Origin of the sequence: Haloplanus sp. CK5-1 (genome assembly GCF_037201915.1) — an archaeon.
Lineage (GTDB): Archaea > Halobacteriota > Halobacteria > Halobacteriales > Haloferacaceae > Haloplanus > Haloplanus salilacus.
The window spans coordinates 1,986,993-2,008,795 of record NZ_CP147505.1; the positions used below are offsets into that span (position 1 = coordinate 1,986,993).

Sequence of the window (21,803 nt, forward strand, 5' to 3'; positions counted from 1 at the left end):
GCTGTGAGTCGTGTCATGACATGTCGCTCACACCGCACGTCGTCGCCCAGCTGGGTGGGCTGCTCGGCGGACCGCTCGGACAACTCCTCCTGGCCATCGTCGCCGTCGGCGTCGTCGTGTTGGTCGGACGCGTCGTCCTGTCGGTGGCGTGGCGACTGGTGACCATCGCGGCCGTCGTGGTCGGCCTCCTGTTTCTGGCGTCGCTGTTCCTCTAGGCGTGGGCGTCCGGCGTCCGCGCCGCCCGGAGGAAGTTGTCGATCACGTCGTGGCCGACCGCAGTCAGCACGCTCTCCGGGTGGAACTGTACGCACTCGATGGGGTGGTCGTGGTGGCGGATCCCCATGACTAGTTCCGTCCGCTCGCCGTCGTGTTCGTGGGTCGTCGTCGCGGTCACCGCGAAGACGTCCGGAACCGCCGTGGCCACCAGCGAGTGGTAGCGACCGGCGCGAAAGCCCGGTTCGAGGCCGGCGAATACACCCTCCCCGTCGTGGTCGACGGGGAAGGCCTTCCCGTGGATCGGTTCGGGGGCGTGGCCGACGGCCCCTCCGTAGGCGTAGACGGCGGCTTCGAGGCCGAGACAGACCCCCAGGGTCGGGATATCCGGACTCACCTCTCGGAGGACGGCGGTGGTGACGCCAACGTCCCGGTCGTTCTTCGGGTGGCCCGGACCGGGGCTGATGACGATGGCGTCGGGATCGACGGCGCGGACCTCCTCCAGGGTGGCCGTGTTCTTCCGTACCTCGACGGCGATGTCCTCGCCCGTCACCGGGTCGGGGTGGTCCGAGATGTACTCGACCAGGTTGTACGTAAACGAGTCGAAGTTGTCAATCACGAGGACGTTCATCGCGTCACCTCCGGCGTCGTCTCGATGCGTTCGATGGCGTCGAGGACGCCACCCATCTTCTGTTCGGTCTCCTCGTACTCGCTCGCCGGATCGCTGTCGGCGACGATGCCCGCCCCCGCTTGGACCGTGATCCGGTCGGGGTCGCCACGCTCGACCGTCGCCGTCCGGATGACGATGGCGAACTCGACGTCGCCGGACCACGAGTAGTAACCGACGCCGCCGCCGTACACCCCACGGGAGTCGCGTTCGAGCTCGTCGATGATCTCCATGGCGCGCACCTTGGGCGCGCCGGTCAGCGTCCCCGCCGGGAAGGCCGCACGCGTCGCGTCGAAGGCGTCGAACGGTGGCGATCGCTCCCCGCCCGCACCGGGGTCGCTCGCGTCGGTGGCGAGCGTCCCAGTCACCGTCGACTCGATGTGCTGGACGTGGGAGTACTTCAGGACGTTCATGAACTCCTCGACTCTGACCGATCCCGGCTCCGAGACACGACGCACGTCGTTGCGCGCCAGGTCCACGAGCATCGTGTGTTCGGCCCGCTCTTTCCCGTCTGCGAGCATCTCGCCCGCGAGACGCCGGTCCTCGACCGGCCCCGATCCGCGGGGACAGGTGCCCGCGATGGGGTTGGAGACGACGCGGTCGCCCCGTACCGAGACGAGCGTCTCCGGACTCGCACCCACGATGGAACGGTCACCGTGGCGCAGGAGGTACATGTACGGCGACGGGTTGACGGCTCGGAGCGCCTCGTAGAGTCCGAGGGGGTCGATTTCTCCCTCGAGTTCCCGCTTGCGCGAGACGACGCCCTGATAGATGTCGCCGTCGAGGACGTGGCGCTTCGCCCGCCGGACGGCGTCCTCGTACGCCTCGCGCGGGCCGACGCGCTCGCCCGTCCGGACGAACCCGCCAGTCTCGGGGACGTCCGCCTCGGCGAGCGTCGCGTCGACCGTGGTCGCCTCGTCGACGAGAGCGTCGTAGACGGTTCCTGCGTCCATGTCGGGGTCGACGACGGGCGTGAAGACGAGTTCGACCGTGTCCTCGACGTGATCGAAGGCGAGCGTCCGCGTCGTCAGGACGAACTCGGCGTCGGGGACGATCGGGTCGGGCCGGTCGACCCCCACCTCGTCGAGCCACAGGTCGTAGACGGCGTCGTAGGCGAGGAAGCCGACCAGTCCCCCGTCGAGATGCTGGCGATCGACCGACGGGAAGCCGACCCGGTCGAGGGCCGGGAGCGCCGTCCGGAGGGCGTCGAGGACGTCGGCACCGGCATCATCGGCGCCCGCCCGGTCCGCCACCAGTTCCCCGGCCCGGCCGCCGAGTTCGTCGACGGTCACGTCGCTCCCGGTGACCGAGACGACCGCCTCGGGGTCGTAGCCCACGAAGGAGTAGCGGGCGTGCCGGTCGCCGCTCTCGCCCGAGGTGAACGCTCCTTCGGGGTCGCTCGACGGCGTCTTCTCCGCGCTCTCGAGGAGGAAGCCGTAGTCGCTCCGGTCGTCGAGGGCGGCGTACGCCGACAGGGGGGTCGTCTCGGCGTCGAGTTCGACGGCGAGGTGGGCGACGACCGGATCCGTTCGGCCGTCGAGGGCGTCGACGAAGTCCGCCCGGTCGGCGTCGGGCGTCACGCCGGTACCTCCACGTCCGCCTCGCGGACGAACCGGGCGACTGCGTCGTGGTCCTTCCGCCCCCCGGTCCGCTCGACGCCGCTGGAGACGTCGACCGCGTAGGGGCCGACCGTCCGCACCGCCTCGGCGACGTTCGCCGGAGTCAGGCCGCCCGCGAGGACGACCGGCGTCGAGAGGTCGGTGACCAGATCGGCCGCCGCGTCCCAGTCGTGTGGTTCGCCCGTCCCGCCCGCGCCGGACTCGGTCGTCGAGTCGAGCAGGACGGCGTCGGCCACCTCGTCGTAGCGACGGGCGCGGTCGGCGTCGTCGGCGTCGACGGCGGTGATCACGTCCGCTCGCGCCTCACGGCGGACGTAACGGATCTCCTCGGCGTCGAAGTCGCCGTGCAACTGGATCGCGTCGGGCGCGACGGCCCCGGCGAGTTCGGCCGCTCGCGTCGCCGAGTCGGGCATCGACACCAGCACCGTCGAGAGGAACGGCGGCGCGGCGGCGATCAGGTCGGCCGCCCGATCGGGTTCGACCTCGCGGGGGGTGTCGACCGACACCTCGGCGAGGACGCCGACCGCGTCCGCACCGGCGTCGGCGACCGCCCGGAGGTCCGCCTCCGTCGTCACGCCACAGATCTTCGATCGGACCATCAGGCACCCCGAAGGTCGTCGAGTTTCGCTGCCGCCGACCCGGAGTCGATGGCCTCGCGGGCGGCGTCGACGCCCGATTCGAGGTCGGCTGCCCGCCCCGCGACGTAGATGGCTGCACCCGCGTTCGCGAGGATGATGTCGCGTTTCGGTCCCGTCACCTCGCCCTCGACGATCCCCCGGAGGTCCGCCGCGTTCGCCTCCGGACCGCCGCCCGCGACCGCCTCGATCGGTGCCCTGTCGAGGCCGAGGTCGGCGGGCGTCAGCGTGTACTCGGTCACCTCCTCGCCGTCGACCTCCGCGACGGTCGTCGCGTCATGGAGGGTGATCTCGTCCATCCCGGCACCGTGGACCACCATCGCCCGCTCGATACCCATCTGGGCGAGCGCACGCGCGAGAACTGGCACGAGGTCGGGATCGTAGACCCCGACCACCTGCGCGTCCGCGCCGGCGGGGTTGGTCAGCGGTCCGAGGACGTTGAACACCGTCCGCATTCCCAGTTCCTTCCGCGGACCGATGACGGCCTTCATCGCCGGGTGGAAGACGGGCGCGAGCATGAAGCCGATCCCGTCGTGTTCGATGGCCTCCTCGACGGCGGGGGGTTCGGCCTCGACGTCGACACCCGCGACCTCGAGGACGTCCGCGCTCCCCGACGAGGAGGAGACGGAGTAGTTGCCGTGTTTGGCGACCGCGACGTCCGCCCCCGCGGCGACGATGGCGCTCGTCGTCGAGACGTTGATCGTGTCGTAGTCGTCGCCGCCGGTGCCGCAGGTGTCGACCAGCGGCGTCCGGTCGGGATCGATGGTTCGGGCCGCGTCGCGCATCCCCTGTGCGAACCCCGCAATCTCGGTCTCCGTCTCGCCTTTCGATCGGAGCGCCGCCAGCAACGCCCCGATCTGGGCTTCCGTCGCCTCCTCGAAGACGGCGCGGGCCGCGTCCCGTGCCTCGGTCCGTGTCAAGTCCTCTCCGTCGGTAACGCGTTCGATGTAGTCCTGCATGGATGGGCACCAGTGTATTGGTTTGGGATACAATGGACAAATCTATACATCTATTTAACGCTGTCGTCCGGGGGATCGGCAGACGACGCCGGGCACATAACTCCCTCGGAATCGTGGCGCGGGCCACCGTTCCGAAAGGTTCAATTACCGTGCCGGGGTAGCAGATGATGCGACGAACGACGGCCGGGTTGGTGGTCTAGTCCGGTTATGACACCTCCTTGACATGGAGGAGGCCGGCGGTTCAATTCCGCCCCAACCCATTCTCTTAAGTCAACTACCCCAAACAGTCCGAACTCTGTCGTCTCCGACAGGGGGTGGTGGCGGTGAGCCGGACCGTCGAGGTCACCCCACCTATTTGTGAGTACTGCGGGTGCTTCATTGAGGATCGCGACCAATCCTGCCCGGCTCGCGATGAGGGGGTGTGTCATCCGTGACCCGCGACGAGCCTGTCGCGGAGTGTTTCCAATGTGGAGCGCCTGCAAGCGAATCGTTCGGCTCCGCGGCACTCTGTACGGACTGTCTTGACGTCGTTGAGGCAGGTGAAAGCCCTCCTAAATCCGAAGAAAACCGGGGTCAAAACCAGCCGGAAAACGGAGAGAACGCCGAATCACATGTAGAGAATACCGCGCAGTCGGGCGAGTCTAATACTGGGGAGACAAATAATTTCGCTGATCCGGGTTCGGAGTACTACCCCGCTCCGAGCGTCGAGCAGGACACGTACCCTGACGACCTCCTTGATGTCCACCAGTGGCTCGCGTGGCTTCCCACCGAGGACGGACGGAAGGTCCCCCGCGCGCCGTACGTTCATCGCGACCACCCAGAGCGGTTCGTCGATTCGCAGGATTCCGGGGTGTGGAGCGACTTCAGTACCGTCAAACACGCTGCCGATTGGGACGGCTTCGGTGTCGCGTTTGTCATTCAAAATCCGAACAACGACGAGTACGACCACGAGGGCGATCCGTACGTCCTCATCGACTACGACGACGTCCGTGACCCCGAGACTGGAGCGATCCACTCCACCGTTCGCGAGCACGTCGACCGAGCCGACTCTTACGCCGACGTCTCGACGAGCGGGACGGGCGTCCACATCTTCTGTCGGGGCGAACTCCCTGATGGCGTGAAGGCCATTGAGGCCGCGCTCCCGCACGACGAACGGTTCCCCGACGCGGAGATCGAGGTCTACGACTCCGCCCGCTACTCCGCGATGACCGGCACCCATCTTGTAGGGACGCCCGATCATACGACGGACTGCCAAGCGTTCCTCGAGGAGCTGGCCGAAGAGTTCGCGACGGTCGCCGAGGGCACACCCGACGAACTCCTCCAAGAGCCCGAGAAGAGCGCCGAGGAGATCGGCGACATCGAGACGACCGACAACTTCCAAGACGTCCTCGACGCGATCCAGCACACCGGGCCGAGCGACATCCGGCTCAGGTCGACCATCACCCACGAACGTGCCGACGGGACGAAATCGATGGATCCGTCGTGGGCGCAGTCGAAGTCGGGAACCCGCCTCGCCGAGATCGGTGACGGATGGGTCTACCGGAAAGGGATGGTCGGCCTTGATGCCCTCCAGGTCGTCGCCCTCGAGGAGCGGATCATCTCCCGCGTCGACGAGTACCCAAGCGGCGAGGCCTTCTGGGACGCCGTCGACGCGCTACGGGATCGGGGAGCACACATCCCCGAGTACGAATCGAGTGAGTCGACGAGTACCCCCCGCGTCGTTGAGTGTGTGCCGCCGGCTGACGATCTGGAGCCGGTCGACATCGACGCCGTTCGCGAGCAGATTCGTGGCCCCATCTACGACGGCTTCGGCGAGCGCGACGACGCGCCGACCGTCTGCGCACACGATCCTGGTGCCGGCAAGACGACGACGGCCCACCTCGCGGCCGACGACCGCGACCGCTCGCTCTCGTTCCTCTTCGACAAGCACGCAAAGGCTCACGAACACCGCGCCGACGGGATCACCCCCGACGTCGATCTCCATCTCCGCGGAGCCTCCCAGCCGCGGGAGGACGACTGTGCCCGCGTCGCCTACGAGGGCGAGACGTGCGACGAGCACGGCGACCCTTCGAACTGCCCGCGGATGTGCCCGCTTTACGACCTCCCCAAGGGCCACGCCGAGCGCGAGGCGTTCGACGCCCTGGCGGCCGAGGTGGGGCCGGTCCGCGCCCACCTCATCCTCGAACCCCACGGTGGCGACGGCTGCGCCTGGATCGACGAGTTCGCCGACCTTGAGGGCGCCAACGCCGTCGTCGGGGTCCACGAGTACCAACGGCTCAAGACAGTCCGCAGTACTGGCGACGAGCCGCGAGACGTTCTCGTCGACGAGAGCCCCGGCGTGCTCGCCGACGACCGGCGGCTGACGGTTGGCGATCTCGTCCGGCTCGCGAACACCCTCGAAGACTGGCACGGCCGCGACCGCGTCGGCGAAACGCTCCGGCGGGTCGGCCGCTTCGCTCGCGACGTTGCTGACGCCTTGGTGGCGGGTGAAGACCTCGGCGCGATCACGCCGCCGACACCGGTGGTCGACGACTACGAGAGCTACGACGCCGCCGCGGGGCACTACATGGAGTACGTCGAGGCGGACGACGAGGACAGCCGGACGGTCGAAGCGCTCGCGAGGGCGCGGCGGGCGTTCCTCGATCACCACCTCGGCGCGATTCGCGACCCGGACCGGGAGTGGGACGGGACGCCGCTCGCCTTTGACGCACTACTCGCCGCCGCGGCGACCGCCGGCCTCGACGAGGACCTCGTTCGGGCGGTGGCCGGGCGGCCGCTTGACCTCGACCGTTGTCCGGTGTGCACCTCGGAGCTGGAGTTCGGTGGTGGTGGTCGGCACTGCCCTGAGTGTTCCTGGAGCGAGCAGGAGGGCACCCTCATGGCCGGCGATCCCACGCCGGCGCGGATCCTTGCCTGGATCGACGCCGACCCACGTGACCCGGCCGAGGAGCCGGCACTCGTCCGCCGGCGACTTCCCCGCGTCGACGATCTCCCTGATGATCCGCTCGTCCTCGACGCGACGGCGACGTCCGAGAGGATCGCCGCGCTCTACGGCGCCGACCAAGACGACGTCCAGATCGCCGGTGCCGAGCAGTACGCCCTCCCTGGTGCCCGGATCACACAGATCCTCGACGGTCAGTATCACGCCTCGACACTCCGGAAGGCCGTCGACGAGGATCGGTCGACCGCCCGGCGCGTGCAGGCCCGCCTCGACCGTGCGGAGGTCGCCTACGACCGCACGCTCGTCGTCGGCCGCCAGGACACGCGGGATCTGTTTAACCTCCCTGATAACGCCCGGTTCATTCACTTCCACGCCGCCCGGGGGCTGAACTTCGAGGAGTGCGACGCCGTCATCGTCGTCGGTGCGCCCCACCCCGACATCGAGGATCTCCGCCGGGAGGCTGAACTCCTCGCACAGGGGCGAGAGGACCTCCGTGTCGGCGGTATTGAGCACTCCACTCGCGGGGACTGTCCGAACCCGCCGATCTACCGGAAGCTCCGGTACACCGACGAGGAGGGGCGAGGGCGAGCCGTCGCGACCAAGCACTACACCGGTCTCGTCGGCGCGCTGTTCCGCGAGGCCCGGGAGAAGGAACTCGAACAGGTGATCCACCGGGTGCGGCCGCTGCTCACCAATCCCGAGGATCCTGTCGACGTCGAACTCCTCACGAACGTCCCGACATCGGTTCCAATCGACGAGGTGTGTACGCTCGAGGAGCTGGCTGAGACGCCGGCGGCAATGCTGCCGGTTACCGACGGCGCTCTCGATCTCGCCGAGACGCTCGCGAATATCGCTGCCGGTGAGGGCCCCGATGGCTTCCGTGCCGACGCCCTCGTTGAGCGAGATGGCGACGACGTCCGGTTCCGGATCCGGGAGGTCCACCGGGTCGCTCGCGTCACCGGACACGACGTGTGTGAGCGGACCGTCCGGCGCTGGATCGAGGACCTGCAGGATCTCGGCCTTGTCGACGCCGGCGACTACGCACCCCGCGAGGGTGTGCCCTATTCGGCCGACGGAACCACTTTGACACGGGCGTTAGAGGTTCTAACGAATAACGCCGATGTCGAAGTGGCGGTAAAGCGCCGCTTGGCGGCTCTCGCGTCAGAACTCGACTCGGCAGCCGAGTGGCTACGCCGGGCGAGTGAACTTGTTGACCTTCGTGCCGGTGTCGATCCAGTATTGTCCGCTCCAAACGGAGGTGATCGACCGCCAGACGACAGCGACTAATCCAACTGGCGACTCCGTGAATTGTCTCTGATAGCGGCGCAGACAGGCAAAGAAACCGCAACAGCGACATCCGTAGCAACTGGTACGAAGGGCCTGCTGAATAGAGAGGATGAGCTCAGCAGAGCGAGTTTACTCTTTTCAGAGAATCGTCCTGTCAAACAAATGTTCATCGTGCATGTACAGATTACATAATAATAGTACCAGACGATTATCCATCAGATATTACGATAGAATTTACATCATTTCTTGTTTTTAATTATTGCACGGAGAGTAACCCGCGATATTTTCGTTAGTACTGCCTTGTATACCTTGGCCACCACCACGATTATTATCAGTTATGCTTCCACCAGCGGAAACGTCGCCAGATACCTCAGCTCCTGAGTTCACGTTCGCATTGCCGCCTGCCCGAATATTCCCGTCTACCTCAGCTCCTGAGTTCACGTTCACATTGCCATTGGCAATGATATCTCCAGTAACCGTGTTTCCAGAATTGATTTTCACATTACCAGTGACTGCAATGTCCCCGTTTCGATCTCCGTCGACATTTTCGTCTCCAGGCTCGCATTGAGGGGCGGTATTTGATTCGTCATCTTGCGACACCACTCCAACTCCTTGCTTTGCAGATGCTTGGCCCTCTGGGGCGGAGTCTATCCCGACAGTGTTGAAATTGAGAGCATCGGCATCAACAGTCAGGACCACCCAGTAAATGTCTGACTCGCCGGGATATGATTCCGTTCCTTGGTATGAAAGCGTACTCGATCCCGATGTATCGATGGCCTCATCCCAGTACGTGGAACCATTCAGTCTGCTGGGTATTTTGATTGTAAGGTCACCCTCAAAGTCGCTGATATTTACACTGGCACTCTCGACTGGATACAGATTTAAGGTCACTCTACCAGTTGACGAAACGCTGAATTTGTTTTGTAGCGCGGTTACACGGGCTGTTTCATTCCCCGCGATGATATTTTGCTCTTGATAAATTGCGATCCCTCCACCATTATTTCGTTCATCAAGATAGAGAACTGAATTTTCATACCATATTGGACCGATATCCAGTTCGTTATACCCATTTTGATATTCAAGGAATCGAGTCGGTACTGTCTCTTGACCGTCACCAGACTGCTCCTCAATACGGATATCATATGATTGGCTTGTCCGTAATGTCCCAGACGGTGGGGGAGGATTAACTGTGATTATTCGACTCGGATAGTTTGTCCCAAGTTCTACTGTCGGATACTGGGAAACATCCGCTTGTCCAGCCGTCGAAATGGAACTCCGGACATCAACCATTCCATTTCGTACTTCTTGGAAATGCTGGAATTCAACTCCACTATTTTGTTGAGGAACGACATAAGCTTGGTAGCCTGCGAGCGTGATAATAAGAAACCCAAAAAGCAAAATAAAGCCGATGAGTGGTGCTGCTCCTCGGTTATCCTGATTTAGTGAAGAATTGAATAAGGACATCCGAATATTTAGATTACCTCTTCATTTATTTCTCTCCTCACCGGACTTAGAGCTGTTCGGAGATCCGCAGGACTCGGGCAAGTGTACAACAGCCAGTTGAGTCCGATGAGAAAGTGCAAATAATATGGGTCAGAATGTTGTAGTTGGTTCCAAACTCCGACTTGGACAGCGATGCCCCCAAATATTCCTCCAATAAGTAATGGGGAGAGTGCGATGAGTCGGATCGTATATATGTCTGGAGTGCAGTCGAGATCGATTTGTAATCGGAGAGGCACATATGAGGTGAGTTTGACCGAAGTCGGAGAGACAGCTCTTGCAACTAGTAAACTCAGCTTTGAACGTTGAAGTAGGAGCGTGACGTAGGCGGTAGCGAAAACGGATGATGCCGATTACGGACTTCTTGTCGTGCACGCACGTGTTCGACGAGTTTGAGTCGTTGTCATCTGCGCAATGTCATCACGCGAAAACCTACGCCACCGGTCTTGTTGCGGCCAGCAACAAGACCGTGGCAGGCATCGCACGCGAAGTCCTTCCAGCTGGAGACAAACGCGCTCTCAACAAGTTCCTCACCGAGTACAACTGGGACGAACAGCAATTCAACCACGAACGCCTCGAAGAACTCCAAAAACACGGTGAAACACGCTGGTCAAAGGATGGCTACATTATCCTCGACGACACGATTACCGAGAAAGCCGGGGACGACGTCCCCGGCGTCGGCCACTTCTACGATCACGCTGAAGGTGACACTGTCTGGGGCCAAGACCTCATCTACGCCTTCTACGCCGACGACAAAACCGCCTACCCACTCACCTTCCGCCTCTACGAAAAACAGGACGAAGACGACCAAAATCACGACACCAAGTACGATCTCGCCCGCGAGATCGTCACCGAACTCGAAGACGAGGTAGGTGTCCCGGCGGACACCTACCTCTTCGACTCGTGGTTCGCCCACGATTCTGACCTTCCTGAACGCATCGAATCCTACGACAAAGACTGGATCGGCCCGCTCCGGAGCAACCGACAGGTGACCTACGCCGGCGAAGAGATCAGCGTCGATGCGCTGGCAGAGCGCATCGACACGGTCGAGCGTAACGTTGAGGACGAAACCTACCACATCTGGACAAAGAAGCTTCCCGTCTCCCAACTGGGAGACGTGAAGCTGGTCCTCGCTGAGAAAGAAACTGACGAAGAAAACGAAAAGAACCCGGTCAAGTACCTCGCCACGAACAAGATCGACGCACCGACCGAGCACATTATCCGCTCCTACGGGATGCGGTGGCGCATCGAGACGTTCTTCGAGGACTCGAAGCAGGATCTCGGCTTGGGAGACTGCGAGATGCAGACCGACGAAGGTGCCAGTCGGCACTGGCACCTTCTGATGGCTGCCTACAGTCTCGTCCGTCTTGATCCCGACTTGAGCGCCTTGGGGACGGTTCGCTCGAAAGCGTCATCGCTTCGAGCGAACCTCGAACACTCCCTGAAAGAAGCCGTGTACAACCTTCTCTCGTGGGTTCGAGACAACGATGATCGTAGCGTCGACGACCTGATGGAAGATATTGATCACCTCTTCGTTCACTCAACAGCCGACGCTAACGTTCAAAGCTGAGTAGTAAATGCGTCACTTCATGAAAAATAATTGAAAAGATGGGGAAGCAAACCGCCAGAACGAACGTTTGAAAAAAGCTCACTATCATGATTTTCGTTTCTCAGTACTTAAAATCAGTGGGCACGTTCAACCCCAAGATCAGCACGATGTTCGCGCACGCGAAGGTCGGCCTCAACGAACACTTGTTCGCATTCTACACTTTGCTCCGGTTCAACACGAGCATTGGTCAACTTGACTCTGAATTTGACGTGTCGTACCGATCGCTTCGGCGGCGCGTCAAGCAGTTCGCCAGAACGCTCGACGCGCCAGCTATCTCTCTCGTTGGCGCCGTCGAAATCGACGGATTCTACGTGTCTGCGAGACTGAAAGACCGCGAGCGCGACTTCCAGTCACGCTTGTGTGATCTCTCGAAACGTGGTCGTGGAAGCTATGCCGATGACAAGCCACCAGTGTTCACACTCGCTGATCGCGGCAGCGATCAGCGATGCACCGACCCAGCGAAATCGGCTGACGAATCGACCATTAGACTCTTTCTCGACGACCGCGAAGAGGAGTCTCTGACTGTCTTCACCGACGGATTTCGAGCGTACGATCCACTCGAAGACGAGGAAGACTTCCAGCGAGAAGAGGAGATTCACGGCGATGGCGGATACGTCAATGGAGATGCACGCGTGAACAGCGGCGAGAGCCACAGTCGCGCCAGCGACGCGTGGCTCTCGCCGCATCAAGGTGTCTCGAAAGACAAATTCACATCCTACCTCAGAGTCTTTCAGTTTCGTCGGCGAATCTTCCGTAAACCCGGTCAGGAAGCTCTCAAAGAGGTTGTTCGAACTGTGCTCTGACTCACACAACGTGCTTCCTATAGGCGTCCGTCAATATTGATGTGACCTATACGCGCTGTGTATTCAGCACGGCAGTCGAAACTTATCACTGCCTGAGAGTATCAACACAATCATCGATCTGGAAAATCGGCATACTGGAGCAACAATGCCCACGTGGATTGTAATGGGTCTTGATCGCCTCGCCCCCTTTCAAATCGATGTAACCACCATCATAGCGGCTTTGTCGTCTGAGAGTCAGTCACACAGCAAATCACAACGATACGACCCGGAACGGCTCGAAACGCTCGGTCGACTGTTGCTGTTCGCGCTGACGCTCTCGTTCTCGACGCTCGATCTCGTCCTCGGCAAGTGCGACGAGCGTCGCTTCGTCGACGTCGACGCCGGCATTCAGGGCTCGGCTGTCGTAGGGGCCGAGTTTCCACGTCGGTCCGCTGACGATCTCCTCGAGCTCGCTGTCGTCGAGTGACCGCATGAACTTTCGACGCCGTCGACGGCGCCGCGCGAGTTCCTGCTTTGCTCGTCGAACCTTGCGCTCGTCGACTCCGTTCGCGATGATCCGTTCGAGGCGGCCATCACCGAATTGCTCGATGGTTCCGACCATGCAGGGTTACACGGGAACGAGGGATAAGAAGGGGGGAGACGTTTCACGCGAGGGGGGGTACGCGGGGACGCCCACCCTCCCCAGTTGACGGGAGTCGGGGGTGAGTCGGACGTGGGTCGGACGTGGGCGAACCCGGGCGACACGTGGGACCCGGGGTGGGACCGACCTGGGCCCACGTCCGCCCACCCCTATTGGTTGAGACCCCCCATTTGCCCCCCCCAAGGACCCCCCAACGACTAATCCTCCTCTTCAACCCCGACGATCGTCTCCCGCTCGATTGGGAGCCATGGTGTCGATAGTTCCGAAGCTGTCTCAGTATCTAAGTCGTCGGCGACCTGTTGCTTGTTCCGTAGATCAGCGAGATAGTGTTTCGCAGCGGCGTCGATGGCACCGGCCTTCGTGTTCTCACCAGTCGCTTCCATGAGCCGCCGGATGCGGTCCTCCCTCTCGTTGACGTCCATTCTTAAGCGCATAGTCTGAGGATGCACACCGGGAGTCTGGCGGTGGTTCGCTCGGGTTCCTAAACGTTTGATCTTTAAATACCTATCTCGATTGTCGGCGCAATCGGCAGCAAGTACCGACGCTTCGATGACGATTCTGCACACAAGACCAGATTTGCAACTGGTTCGGTACGCCGATTTGTGTGCACAACGAGGATATGCGATTCCTCTGTCTCTCACCCCATGGTCACACTCGTCTCAACACAAGAGGCCTGATCGATTTCACATCTGGACCATATCATATTGGTCGTAAATAGTGAATCAATAGGCTTTGCTTGGAGGTGAGAGTGACTCAAGCGAATAGGCAACTTGAGGCACACTTTTATGAATCTATCCAGACATCTGCAGGCTATGAACGCTTGGGACTGGTTAGGAATAGCATTGGTAATCGCGGGGGCTTTGATTTCTCTTACCGGTGTCGGAGCAGTCATCGGAATCCCACTTCTGCTACTCGGAATCATCATCGTGGTTCTGAGCCAGTTCACGAGTTTTCTCGTCGGCATTGGGCAATCCAGAAGTAGTGCGTCAGCACCAGGCTCAGCGTCGGCAAGTAACTCAGGCGTCCTCTACTGGTCGCGTTAAGTTAGAGGATGAGGCGGACGAGTTCTGAGTGCTTATGACAGAGTTCGACCGTCTCAACGGATGTATCGAGTAGATCGACTTGTCGTTTGTGGAGCGAAAGCGGACTCCCGAGTGGGCGATTCAACTGGGCATCCGGTGTCATCTCGCCGGTATGTCAACAAGGGATGCCAGTCAGTTTCTCGATGAGTTGGGAGTCCAACGCAGTCACGTCGCGGTTCACAACTGGGTGCACAAGGCCGATCTACAGCCGATGTCGACGGTGAGTGCGGATCAACTTGCGGTTGACGAGAAAGTGATCCGTATCAACGGCGACGACTACTGGCTGTACGGTGCCGTCGATCCCCAAACAAACGAAATCCTGCAGTTCAGGCTGTTTCCAGCGACGACGAAACAGACGACGCGATGGTTTCTGACCGAGCTGCATCGGCAATATCGGCTAGATGGCGTCGAATTTCTCGTCGATGACGCCGATTATCTAGTGAACGTCCTCGACGAAGACGGGTACCGATTCCAGATGATTTCACACGGGAATCGGAATGCCATCGAACGTGTCTTTTGGGAGATAGAACGACGGACCTCCTCATTTGCAACCAGTTTCAGCCATGTCGAACCACAGACAGCAGAATCGTGGCTCAAAGCCCTCGCCGTCCGGCACAATTCACGCCAAAGTTAACGCGACCCCTCTACTCCGGCCGTGACCACGACACACTCACACCGAACTCATTTGACCACTACGATTTTGAACTCACGGAAGCCGCTGTTCTGGAATATACCGTTGACTCACTAACCGGTGAACCTCTCAATATCATACTCACAACGCAAGACGAGTTGGAGCGGTTCAATTACCGGGAAGATATTCGTAGACTTGAGAAGGGCTCCGAGTACGGGACGACCAAAGCCGAAATTCGCACACGGCTGAATCCGGCACAGTACAGTATTATTGTGGATAACACTGGCAGGCTGGAAGGCACGAATAGCGGCAAGCCGGTGGATTTCGAGATCGAATACGAAGTCAGATCATAGGCACTCACAAACTTGATCGCTTGGCGACCCTAAGTTTCCCCATCTTTATTATCTGGACATTACAAGAAATCGGCCATGTCCGAAGCTGGCGTTCACTTCGAACTCTACCGCTATCTTGAGAACGCCATCGACGACGAACCGAACCGAGGCAACCGCACATACCAAGCGGTCGCCCCAGAATTCGGCGATGGAATTCAAGGCTACGCAGATCTTGTCCTCTTCGACTCCACGGACGAACCTGTTCTGGTTATTGAGGAGGGTGTCATAGAACTCTTCTCACACCGTGATGATTGTGCTTCCCGGATTGTCTCCGCGTTCGTAGTTGGTGATTGCGACGACGAGGCGCAGACACAACGCGAGGAACACCTGCGCTCGTGCATGGACGCGGCCTCGGGCGTGCGTTCGCCCGAGGCCGCAGCCCTTGACTGATTCGTTGGTTCGTTCGACGCCACTCCGGCGGTTGTACGTCTCGTCTAGCGTTGATTGCTTCAGCTGAACGTCGTTGCTGTGTTTTTCAATGCGGTCTTCTACCCTGTACTCGATATCTTTCGGGTCGTCGGTGTTTCGTGGATTGTACGGAGCGACTGGCACGACCCCTGCGGCCAGCAGGTGGTCGTGCCAGTCGAGCGTGTCGTAGGCACTGTCTCCAAGCATCCACATCGGTTTCCCGACGGCGAGCGCGTCACGCGTGACGCGCATCGCCGTCTCTTCTGGTGCTTGTTTGCTCTCGGTGAACTCGGCTGCAATCGGGATCTTTTGCCCGGTTGAGACGATCGTGCAGCCGTAGCCGTAGTAGTACTCGTCATCGGTTGGATCATAGCACTTCGATGCGTCTGGATCGGCGGGCATCGCTCTCACGTCGGTTGAATCGATAGAATACGTCAAGTCGAGCAGGCCCCGCAAGGCGGCCTGCTCGACGAGATGGTCGAAGACCCGGTCAACAACGTGCTCAAGATCAGTGAGGAATCGATCGACCGCGTCTCTCGACGGCGGTCGATCGAAGCTACAGCTGAGCCAGACAACGGTGTTGTTCAGTTCTCGTGCAACCGGACGGATACCGTAGATGTTCTTGTAATAGCAATGGAGAAAGCCACGCATCATCTCGGGCGGCTCAAGATCTCGTGTTCGCCCCGTCTCCGCCGGGGCGAACACGTCGAACCCTTCAAGAAACTCGAAGGAGAGGTGCTCGAACAACGCCAACGTCTCCGTTTCCACGGCATTGAAGAACGATTCTACCGAAGGATCATCTTGCAGGGTCGCTGAACTCATTCCACCTCAGCGTTCACCCTGCTCTTTGGTATGCGAACTGTTCTATGACACCCTCTATTGAGGCCAAGCGGCCCAGCGGAGATACCGCCCAACGAGAGATCGATCCCTACGCCCCGTCCGTGATACGTCAGGCGTTCAACTACGCCGCTGAACTCGGAGCACCCTACTTCGCGACGTATAATGGCGACCGTTTCGTGCTTTTCCGCACCTTCGAGGAAGGCCGCCAGCTTCTCCAACGGTCGACGAAGTCCTACGTAGTCACGGGCGTCGAGAAATTCGCCGATACGATTCTCGACGAGATAGCCCGACTCGAAGCGGACGAGAACAAATGGGACAGTCTTGACGACGCCTTCATTCAGCGTATCCGGAGCCTCCACGAGCTGATCACGCCAGAACTCGAAGCGGCTCTTGCAGATCGCCTCAGCGACGATGAGTCGTTCCGCGCCTCGTTCGTTTCGTGGGCGAACGCCCAAGGACTCGAATACGATGACGGGGACAGCGAGGATCGCGAGATGATCCGCGAGAACTTCGCTGAGCAGGCGGCGTATCTTCTGGTGAACAAGATCGTCTTCTACAAGATCCTCGAAAACTCCGACGCCTACGGGGACGACATCCGGCCCCTCGCTGTTAGCATCCACCGTGTTCGCGCTGATTTAGAGGAACACTTCGAGGACGTCGTCGACGAGATCGCCTCGCTCGTAGAGGAAGACACTGAGCCGAACCAGATGATTCGCACCGAAAACTACCGCCTCGTCACGAGAACCCAGCACGCGCTTCGTGACGAACAAAAATGGAGTGTCTTCTTCAACGCGCCGGCGGTATACTTCGACATCGTCGGACAGGAAGACATCGTTTCCCTTTCGGAAGTTGCCGAGGTCACAAGAGGATTCACCAGCGGAGCAAACGATTTCTACTACGGACGGATGGAGGAGTGGGAAGAACTGGGCTTAGAGCAGTACACCGAACCCCTTCTGAAAGCCACGGGCCAAGTTGATCGAATCCTATTTAATGACGACGTAGCCGACGAGTGGAGCTATTTGGAGATTCATGACCTCGTCAAGGAGGCGCTTAATGACGATGATGAATATCTTGATGTATCTGAGGCCGACCGAGTCAAAGAGTGGTTAGCGACGAACGGTCACACGGATCTCGCTGAGTACATCGAGTGGGGGGAGGATCAGGGATACCATGATCGACCCACTACCTCCGCACGAGACATCTGGTTCGACCTCGGAGGTGCTGAAACAGCTCCAATCATTATGACTGATTTCACTTGGCGCGAACACCGAGTCGTGTGGAATAACGTTGGGGCTCTTGGGAGTACACAATTCTACTACGTCGTACCGGACGATGATGTCGATCCGAAGGTTTTGTGTGGCATCCTCAACTCGCGGCTCGTCTGGTTGATGTCGGAACTCAAGCGCCGGTGGGCAGAGGGACAGGGTATGGCCCGATCCCGGCTGAAGGTCTACGAAACTGAACAGCTCCCCATCCCCGACCCGCGGGGACTCACAGTTGAAGAGCGAGAGCGCATCGTGGACTGTTTTGAGGCGCTGATGGACCGTGAGGTGGAACTCGGCGAAGACGCGTCTGTCGAGGCTACTGAGTCCGAACGAGATTCGCTTGATTCCGCGGTCTTGGAGCCCCTCGGAATGTCTGAACGGCTCGACGAAATCAAGGAAGGCGTTGAGCGTATGGTCGCAATGCGTGAGCAGGCCGCCGGCGAGGATACTAACGTACTCATTGAGCGGCCCGAGGAGACCGAAGTCATCGAACTTGAAGGCGTCTCGGAGGCCCGTGAGAGCACCACGCTCGGTGATTTCCAATAGCCGATGACTAATCTATTTCTCGTCCCGGTGGGTGGCGACTGGATCGACCGATTCGAGAAGACGGTCGCTTCACCGCTGTCGAACTTAGAGGATGCACCCGCCGAGTTACCACAAGAGTCGCCGGTTCGAGTATGGGGTACGACGGTTGGTGAGGACAGCAAGAAGCGGACGACGTTCGAATCGATGGAGCCTGACGATCCGATTCTGTTCCTCCACGACGGCGAGTTCATCGCCTCTGGGCGGGTCGGTGAGACATTCGAAGACCCTGATCTCGGTGCGTGGCTCTGGGATTCACCGCAGAGTCGGTTCATTTACACCGTTGCCGACTACCAAGAGATCGCAGTCCCACGTCGGGAGGTATGGGAGATACTCGGCTATAGTCCAAACTACCCGCTCTACGGATTTTCGCGGACCTCAGACGACGCCATCAGTACTCTGCTTCAGACGTACAACTCGGTTGAGGAGGCGTTCCAAGACCTCCGCAGTGGCGAGATCGATGACGGCAGTCCCAGCCCGGACGAACCGACTGAAGATACCGAGGAAGACGAGGGAGAAAGCGAGGAGGTAGTCCGCGAGCATACGGAGATTCAGTGGTATCTCATACAACTCGGACTGGAACATGGATACGAGGTCTACGTCGCGACCAACGATCAAAACCGAACTTACGAGGGACATCGGCTGGGTGAGGATTGCGTCGACAGCCTTTCACTTACTGGACTCGGTTTTGAACTTCTGGTAGTGATCGAGGGCGAACGCCTCGTCGCCCGTGTAATCGAGCAGGAGTGCGAGCGCGAGCTGTGCCGGACCACTGCCACCATACCCCCATTCGAACCCCGAGGGACTGTGGTTCACCAGTGCGAGACTCCGCTCTGGCGTGAGCTGTTCTTGGTCCGATTGGTTCTCGACGATGGCGCGGCCTCTACGACGGTAGCCGACGTAGACAGCGTCGCCGTCATCCGAGACCCGTGACTGTACGTGCGAGCGTGGGTCGCTGATTCCACTCATAGGTCGGTTCGCGGGCGGTTCGATCACCCCCGCACCCCTCTCGGGGGTCAACAAACGGGACGGCGCAGCGTTCGGCAACGTATTTGGTAGTTGCAACGTACTGTCCACATAGTTGAGGATGGCTGTACTGGACGATCTCTCAGGGTTCGAGTTCGAGGACGTGATGGAGGACGTGTTCCGCAACCTCGGCTACGAGAACGTCCGCCAGGCCGACCGCACAGCTGACGAAGGTCGCGACGTCATCATGGAGGAGGTCGTCGACGGCACGCGGCGCGCGATCATCGTCGAGTGCAAGCACACGGGGACGGTCGGGCGGCCGGTCGTCCAGAAACTCCATTCGGCGATCGCGACGTTCGACTTCGACGGCCCGAAACGCGGGATGGTCGTCACGACCGGACGGTTCACGAATCCTGCTCAAGAATACGCTAATCGCCTTCAGCAAAACGACGATCCCCATCCAATCGAGTTGCTCGATGGTGAGGATCTCCGGGAGATTGCCGGCGAGATCGGCCTCGACCTCTACAACGGTCGGATAGAGATTCTCTGCGACGAGACGCTACGTCCCTACGACCCGGCCGCCGAGTTCGACACCCCCGTCGCGGAGGCGTTCCGCGACATCAAGAACATTGAGGCCGCCGACCTCCCAGAACCGCATTCGGCGGTGACGTTCCGCCCGGTGGTCGCGGTCACTGCCGACACGAAAGCCGTCTTCGAGACGTCGGTGGGCGTCATCCACCGGATCAACGACCGGACCCGATTCGTTGTCCACGCCGAACGCGGGGAGCCGCAGGTCGTCGACCAGGATGTCGGGACGTTGGTCACGGAGAACCTCCACGCGACGGTCGAACTCGACACCGAGCAGTTCCGAGAGGTGTTCGACGATGTCGAGGAGAGCCGGTTCGGGCAGACCCAAACGGAGTACAAGGAGTGGGCCGTCGAGCGACTCCAGCAGTATCACACGACAACGGTCTCCTACACTGGCGACAACAACGTCACGTATAACAAAACCTGTGAGCCGACCCGCTCGGATATCTCCGTCCAGTCGATCGAACCAGTGTACCTCCCCGAGGTTCGGCATATAACCGACATCCAGGAGTACACCTACCCCTACGAGTACTACGCGGCAGGCCCGTCAAGAGTGACTGCCGAGGACGGGATCCATCGGTGCGTCCACTGTGACACGAGCGGCGTCGACGAGACGTACACTTACTGTCCGAACTGCGGGGCGATCGCCTGCGACAGCCACATCGAGACCGAACGGCTCGAAGGGGAACCGGTCTGTACAGGCTGTGCAGTGACGGCACGGTTCGCACTGAAGACGAAGTACTTCTACGACGAGGAGAATCTCGAGGCGTTCCGGGAGGAGTATACCGAGATGCCGCTTCACGAGAAGGCGATGGAGAACAAGTGGATGGCCGGGGGGAGCGTGGTCGCGACGCTGCTTCTCGTCGTCGGACTCCTCGTCATCGGCGGCATCATCTGAGCGGGCTCGGTGTTCACGCCGGCTCAGCGACCATCTCTTCGAGCGCGTGCTCAAGCGGTCCGTGGAACTGCCAGCTAGCCCGCTCGAAGGCTTCCTCTGTCGGGCCATCCCAGCGCGGGAACGCGGAGTGACCGCTCACCTTGACGGTCCACTCGGATGGCTCCTCGAACGGATTCCGTGTCGGAAGTCCGACGATGTAGAGGTATTCCTCGTCGCCGTGAATGCCGTCGGCCGGATTCTCGACGCCGTGCCCGAGCAGGAACAGTGGCTGGTCGAGGTGCTTCATATTGGTCGGCTCGAGAAGATCCGCTGGCTGCGCTGCATCGATTGTTCTGTCAGGATCACCATCCAGATACAGGTCGATCGTCGAGAGCTTGTCGAGGAACACGAACGTCGCCGCCGTGTAGGTTGGACCGCGTTCAGCGCGGGTCGCATCGAGCAGTTCCTTTAGTTGGGCGAGATCTCGTAGGACGCTCTCTGGGTAGCCGTCTGAATGGCGGTACACCTGTGCGACGCGCTCTGCATCATTTGGTTTGTCATCCTGGTCGACTCGTTGTACGAATCGGAGCTGACTTCGTGTCGACATCGATTACCGCCGGCACGAGTGCGCCGGCACCTATCGCCGGTGCTCTAATAAACATACTCAAATGTGTGCTCGCTAAACATCGTCTCTGTTCGACTCTGTGGCCTCCTTGACGGTGATCGTCAGGTTATGGCTCTCGCAATCAGCTTCGAAACCGACGGCGAAGGAATCCACCCCGCGAGCTGCGTGGGAGGTGCGGTGCTGTTTAGCCAATTCTGTTTTCTAACAGGATCAGGTGATCTATTAAGAGCAGATAGTCGCAGGTGTGAATGAAACTAATCTTCGATTTCGTCGAAGGAGATCCCTCTGATACGATATTGATGTTTCCCTTCGATGTCTTTGCGACGAGTTGCCCGTTCTGAGTCGGTAATGATTAGTACTGGACTTGAGCGACCGTCTCGCCGGGCGTAATTCTTAAGATCTGGAATTGCTGCCGACACGGATGTTTCAACTTCGATTAATGACAAAGGAAACTTCCCGAAGAAATCTGCGCCCAGCATCGAGAAATTGCGTATGTCAACAATGAGGTCTGGTGCTCCTGACTGTCCGTCGAAGTGGCGGCGATCCACCGACAAGTCTCCGAGTTTTTCTTCGCAACCGTTTTTCCGAACCACTAACTCCGCGTCATCGTACTTCTCTTTCAGACATTCGTACGTATCCGCAACGATCTCGTTGTGCTCGTAGGCATCAGTCAT

At 60.2% G+C, this 21,803-nt stretch carries 18 protein-coding genes, 1 tRNA gene and 2 pseudogenes; 8 read left to right on the forward strand and 13 right to left on the reverse strand.

What is annotated here, in order from left to right; translation table 11 throughout:
- Nucleotides 1-20 precede the first annotated feature (20 nt).
- Complete coding sequence (locus NBT81_RS10525) at nt 21-215, forward strand: hypothetical protein (protein WP_338738282.1); 195 nt, start codon at nt 21-23, stop codon at nt 213-215.
- Here the strand turns inward: NBT81_RS10525 and trpG are convergent.
- From trpG to trpD, 4 genes are read right to left on the reverse strand one after another with little or no spacing between them, the layout of a single operon-like run.
- Nucleotides 212-844, reverse strand: coding sequence for an anthranilate synthase component II (gene trpG / locus NBT81_RS10530; protein ID WP_338738284.1), 633 nt, complete (start codon nt 842-844; stop codon nt 212-214). The two genes, NBT81_RS10525 and trpG, sit on opposite strands and share 4 nt — an antisense overlap.
- Nucleotides 841-2,460, reverse strand: coding sequence for an anthranilate synthase component I (gene trpE / locus NBT81_RS10535; protein WP_338738286.1), 1,620 nt, complete (start codon nt 2,458-2,460; stop codon nt 841-843). Before trpE ends, trpG begins: the two co-directional genes overlap by 4 nt.
- Nucleotides 2,457-3,098, reverse strand: coding sequence for a phosphoribosylanthranilate isomerase (locus tag NBT81_RS10540; protein WP_338738288.1), 642 nt, complete (start codon nt 3,096-3,098; stop codon nt 2,457-2,459). The genes trpE and NBT81_RS10540 overlap by 4 nt, the downstream gene beginning before the upstream one ends.
- Nucleotides 3,098-4,093 carry an anthranilate phosphoribosyltransferase gene (gene trpD, locus NBT81_RS10545; protein ID WP_338738290.1) on the reverse strand — a complete coding sequence of 332 codons (996 nt, stop codon included), beginning with the start codon at nt 4,091-4,093 and terminating at the stop codon, nt 3,098-3,100. The genes NBT81_RS10540 and trpD overlap by 1 nt, the downstream gene beginning before the upstream one ends.
- A 185-nt stretch (nt 4,094-4,278) precedes the next feature.
- Here trpD and NBT81_RS10550 point away from each other — a divergent pair.
- Nucleotides 4,279-4,353, forward strand: a tRNA-Val gene (locus tag NBT81_RS10550).
- A gap of 347 nt (nt 4,354-4,700) precedes the next feature.
- On the opposite strand, the gene NBT81_RS10555 is transcribed toward NBT81_RS10550, so the two are convergent.
- Complete coding sequence (locus tag NBT81_RS10555) at nt 4,701-4,901, reverse strand: hypothetical protein (protein ID WP_338738293.1); 201 nt, start codon at nt 4,899-4,901, stop codon at nt 4,701-4,703.
- A 42-nt stretch (nt 4,902-4,943) separates the two neighbouring features.
- On the opposite strand from NBT81_RS10555, the gene NBT81_RS10560 reads away from it, so the two are divergent.
- Nucleotides 4,944-8,321 (forward strand): hypothetical protein, encoded by a 3,378-nt coding sequence (locus NBT81_RS10560; protein WP_338738295.1) that lies wholly within the window; start codon nt 4,944-4,946, stop codon nt 8,319-8,321.
- Nucleotides 8,322-8,573: 252 nt separating this feature from the next.
- On the opposite strand, the gene NBT81_RS10565 is transcribed toward NBT81_RS10560, so the two are convergent.
- Nucleotides 8,574-9,785, reverse strand: coding sequence for a polymer-forming cytoskeletal protein (locus NBT81_RS10565; RefSeq protein WP_338738297.1), 1,212 nt, complete (start codon nt 9,783-9,785; stop codon nt 8,574-8,576).
- Between the two features lie 379 nt (nt 9,786-10,164).
- On the opposite strand from NBT81_RS10565, the gene NBT81_RS10570 reads away from it, so the two are divergent.
- A complete protein-coding gene (locus NBT81_RS10570; protein WP_338738299.1) occupies nt 10,165-11,391 on the forward strand; it encodes an IS701 family transposase in 1,227 nt (408 codons plus the stop codon).
- A gap of 122 nt (nt 11,392-11,513) precedes the next feature.
- Nucleotides 11,514-12,233 (forward strand): annotated as a pseudogene (locus NBT81_RS10575) (IS1595 family transposase); the annotation flags it as partial.
- 250 nt (nt 12,234-12,483) lie between these two features.
- Here the strand turns inward: NBT81_RS10575 and NBT81_RS10580 are convergent.
- Both NBT81_RS10580 and NBT81_RS10585 read right to left on the reverse strand, forming a co-directional pair.
- The gene (locus NBT81_RS10580; protein ID WP_338738301.1) at nt 12,484-12,834 is read right to left on the reverse strand and encodes a hypothetical protein; all 351 of its coding nucleotides are present in this window, start codon (nt 12,832-12,834) and stop codon (nt 12,484-12,486) included.
- Between the two features lie 236 nt (nt 12,835-13,070).
- A complete protein-coding gene (locus NBT81_RS10585; RefSeq protein ID WP_338738302.1) occupies nt 13,071-13,295 on the reverse strand; it encodes a hypothetical protein in 225 nt (74 codons plus the stop codon).
- Between the two features lie 694 nt (nt 13,296-13,989).
- Between NBT81_RS10585 and NBT81_RS10590 the strand changes: the two genes are divergently transcribed.
- Nucleotides 13,990-14,589: an IS6 family transposase gene (locus tag NBT81_RS10590; protein WP_338742546.1), complete on the forward strand. Its 600-nt coding sequence runs from the start codon at nt 13,990-13,992 to the stop codon at nt 14,587-14,589.
- A gap of 626 nt (nt 14,590-15,215) precedes the next feature.
- Here the strand turns inward: NBT81_RS10590 and NBT81_RS10595 are convergent.
- On the reverse strand, nt 15,216-16,208 hold the full coding sequence (locus tag NBT81_RS10595; protein ID WP_338738304.1) for a transposase: 993 nt from the start codon (nt 16,206-16,208) through the stop codon (nt 15,216-15,218).
- Nucleotides 16,209-16,252: 44 nt separating this feature from the next.
- Between NBT81_RS10595 and NBT81_RS10600 the strand changes: the two genes are divergently transcribed.
- Entirely contained in the window at nt 16,253-18,037 is a 1,785-nt protein-coding gene (locus tag NBT81_RS10600) for a hypothetical protein (RefSeq protein WP_338738306.1), read from the forward strand.
- Nucleotides 18,038-18,451: 414 nt separating this feature from the next.
- On the opposite strand, the gene NBT81_RS10605 is transcribed toward NBT81_RS10600, so the two are convergent.
- Together NBT81_RS10605 and NBT81_RS10610 are read right to left on the reverse strand one after the other, a co-directional pair.
- Entirely contained in the window at nt 18,452-18,658 is a 207-nt protein-coding gene (locus tag NBT81_RS10605; protein WP_338738308.1) for a hypothetical protein, read from the reverse strand.
- Between the two features lie 96 nt (nt 18,659-18,754).
- Nucleotides 18,755-19,042: pseudogene (locus NBT81_RS10610) on the reverse strand (DUF6166 domain-containing protein); the annotation flags it as partial.
- A gap of 118 nt (nt 19,043-19,160) precedes the next feature.
- Here NBT81_RS10610 and NBT81_RS10615 point away from each other — a divergent pair.
- Nucleotides 19,161-20,525 carry a restriction endonuclease gene (locus NBT81_RS10615; RefSeq protein ID WP_338738310.1) on the forward strand — a complete coding sequence of 455 codons (1,365 nt, stop codon included), beginning with the start codon at nt 19,161-19,163 and terminating at the stop codon, nt 20,523-20,525.
- Nucleotides 20,526-20,538: 13 nt separating this feature from the next.
- On the opposite strand, the gene NBT81_RS10620 is transcribed toward NBT81_RS10615, so the two are convergent.
- Both NBT81_RS10620 and NBT81_RS10625 read right to left on the reverse strand, forming a co-directional pair.
- Nucleotides 20,539-21,111 carry a hypothetical protein gene (locus NBT81_RS10620; RefSeq protein WP_338738312.1) on the reverse strand — a complete coding sequence of 191 codons (573 nt, stop codon included), beginning with the start codon at nt 21,109-21,111 and terminating at the stop codon, nt 20,539-20,541.
- A 272-nt stretch (nt 21,112-21,383) separates the two neighbouring features.
- A complete protein-coding gene (locus NBT81_RS10625) occupies nt 21,384-21,803 on the reverse strand; it encodes a hypothetical protein (protein ID WP_338738314.1) in 420 nt (139 codons plus the stop codon).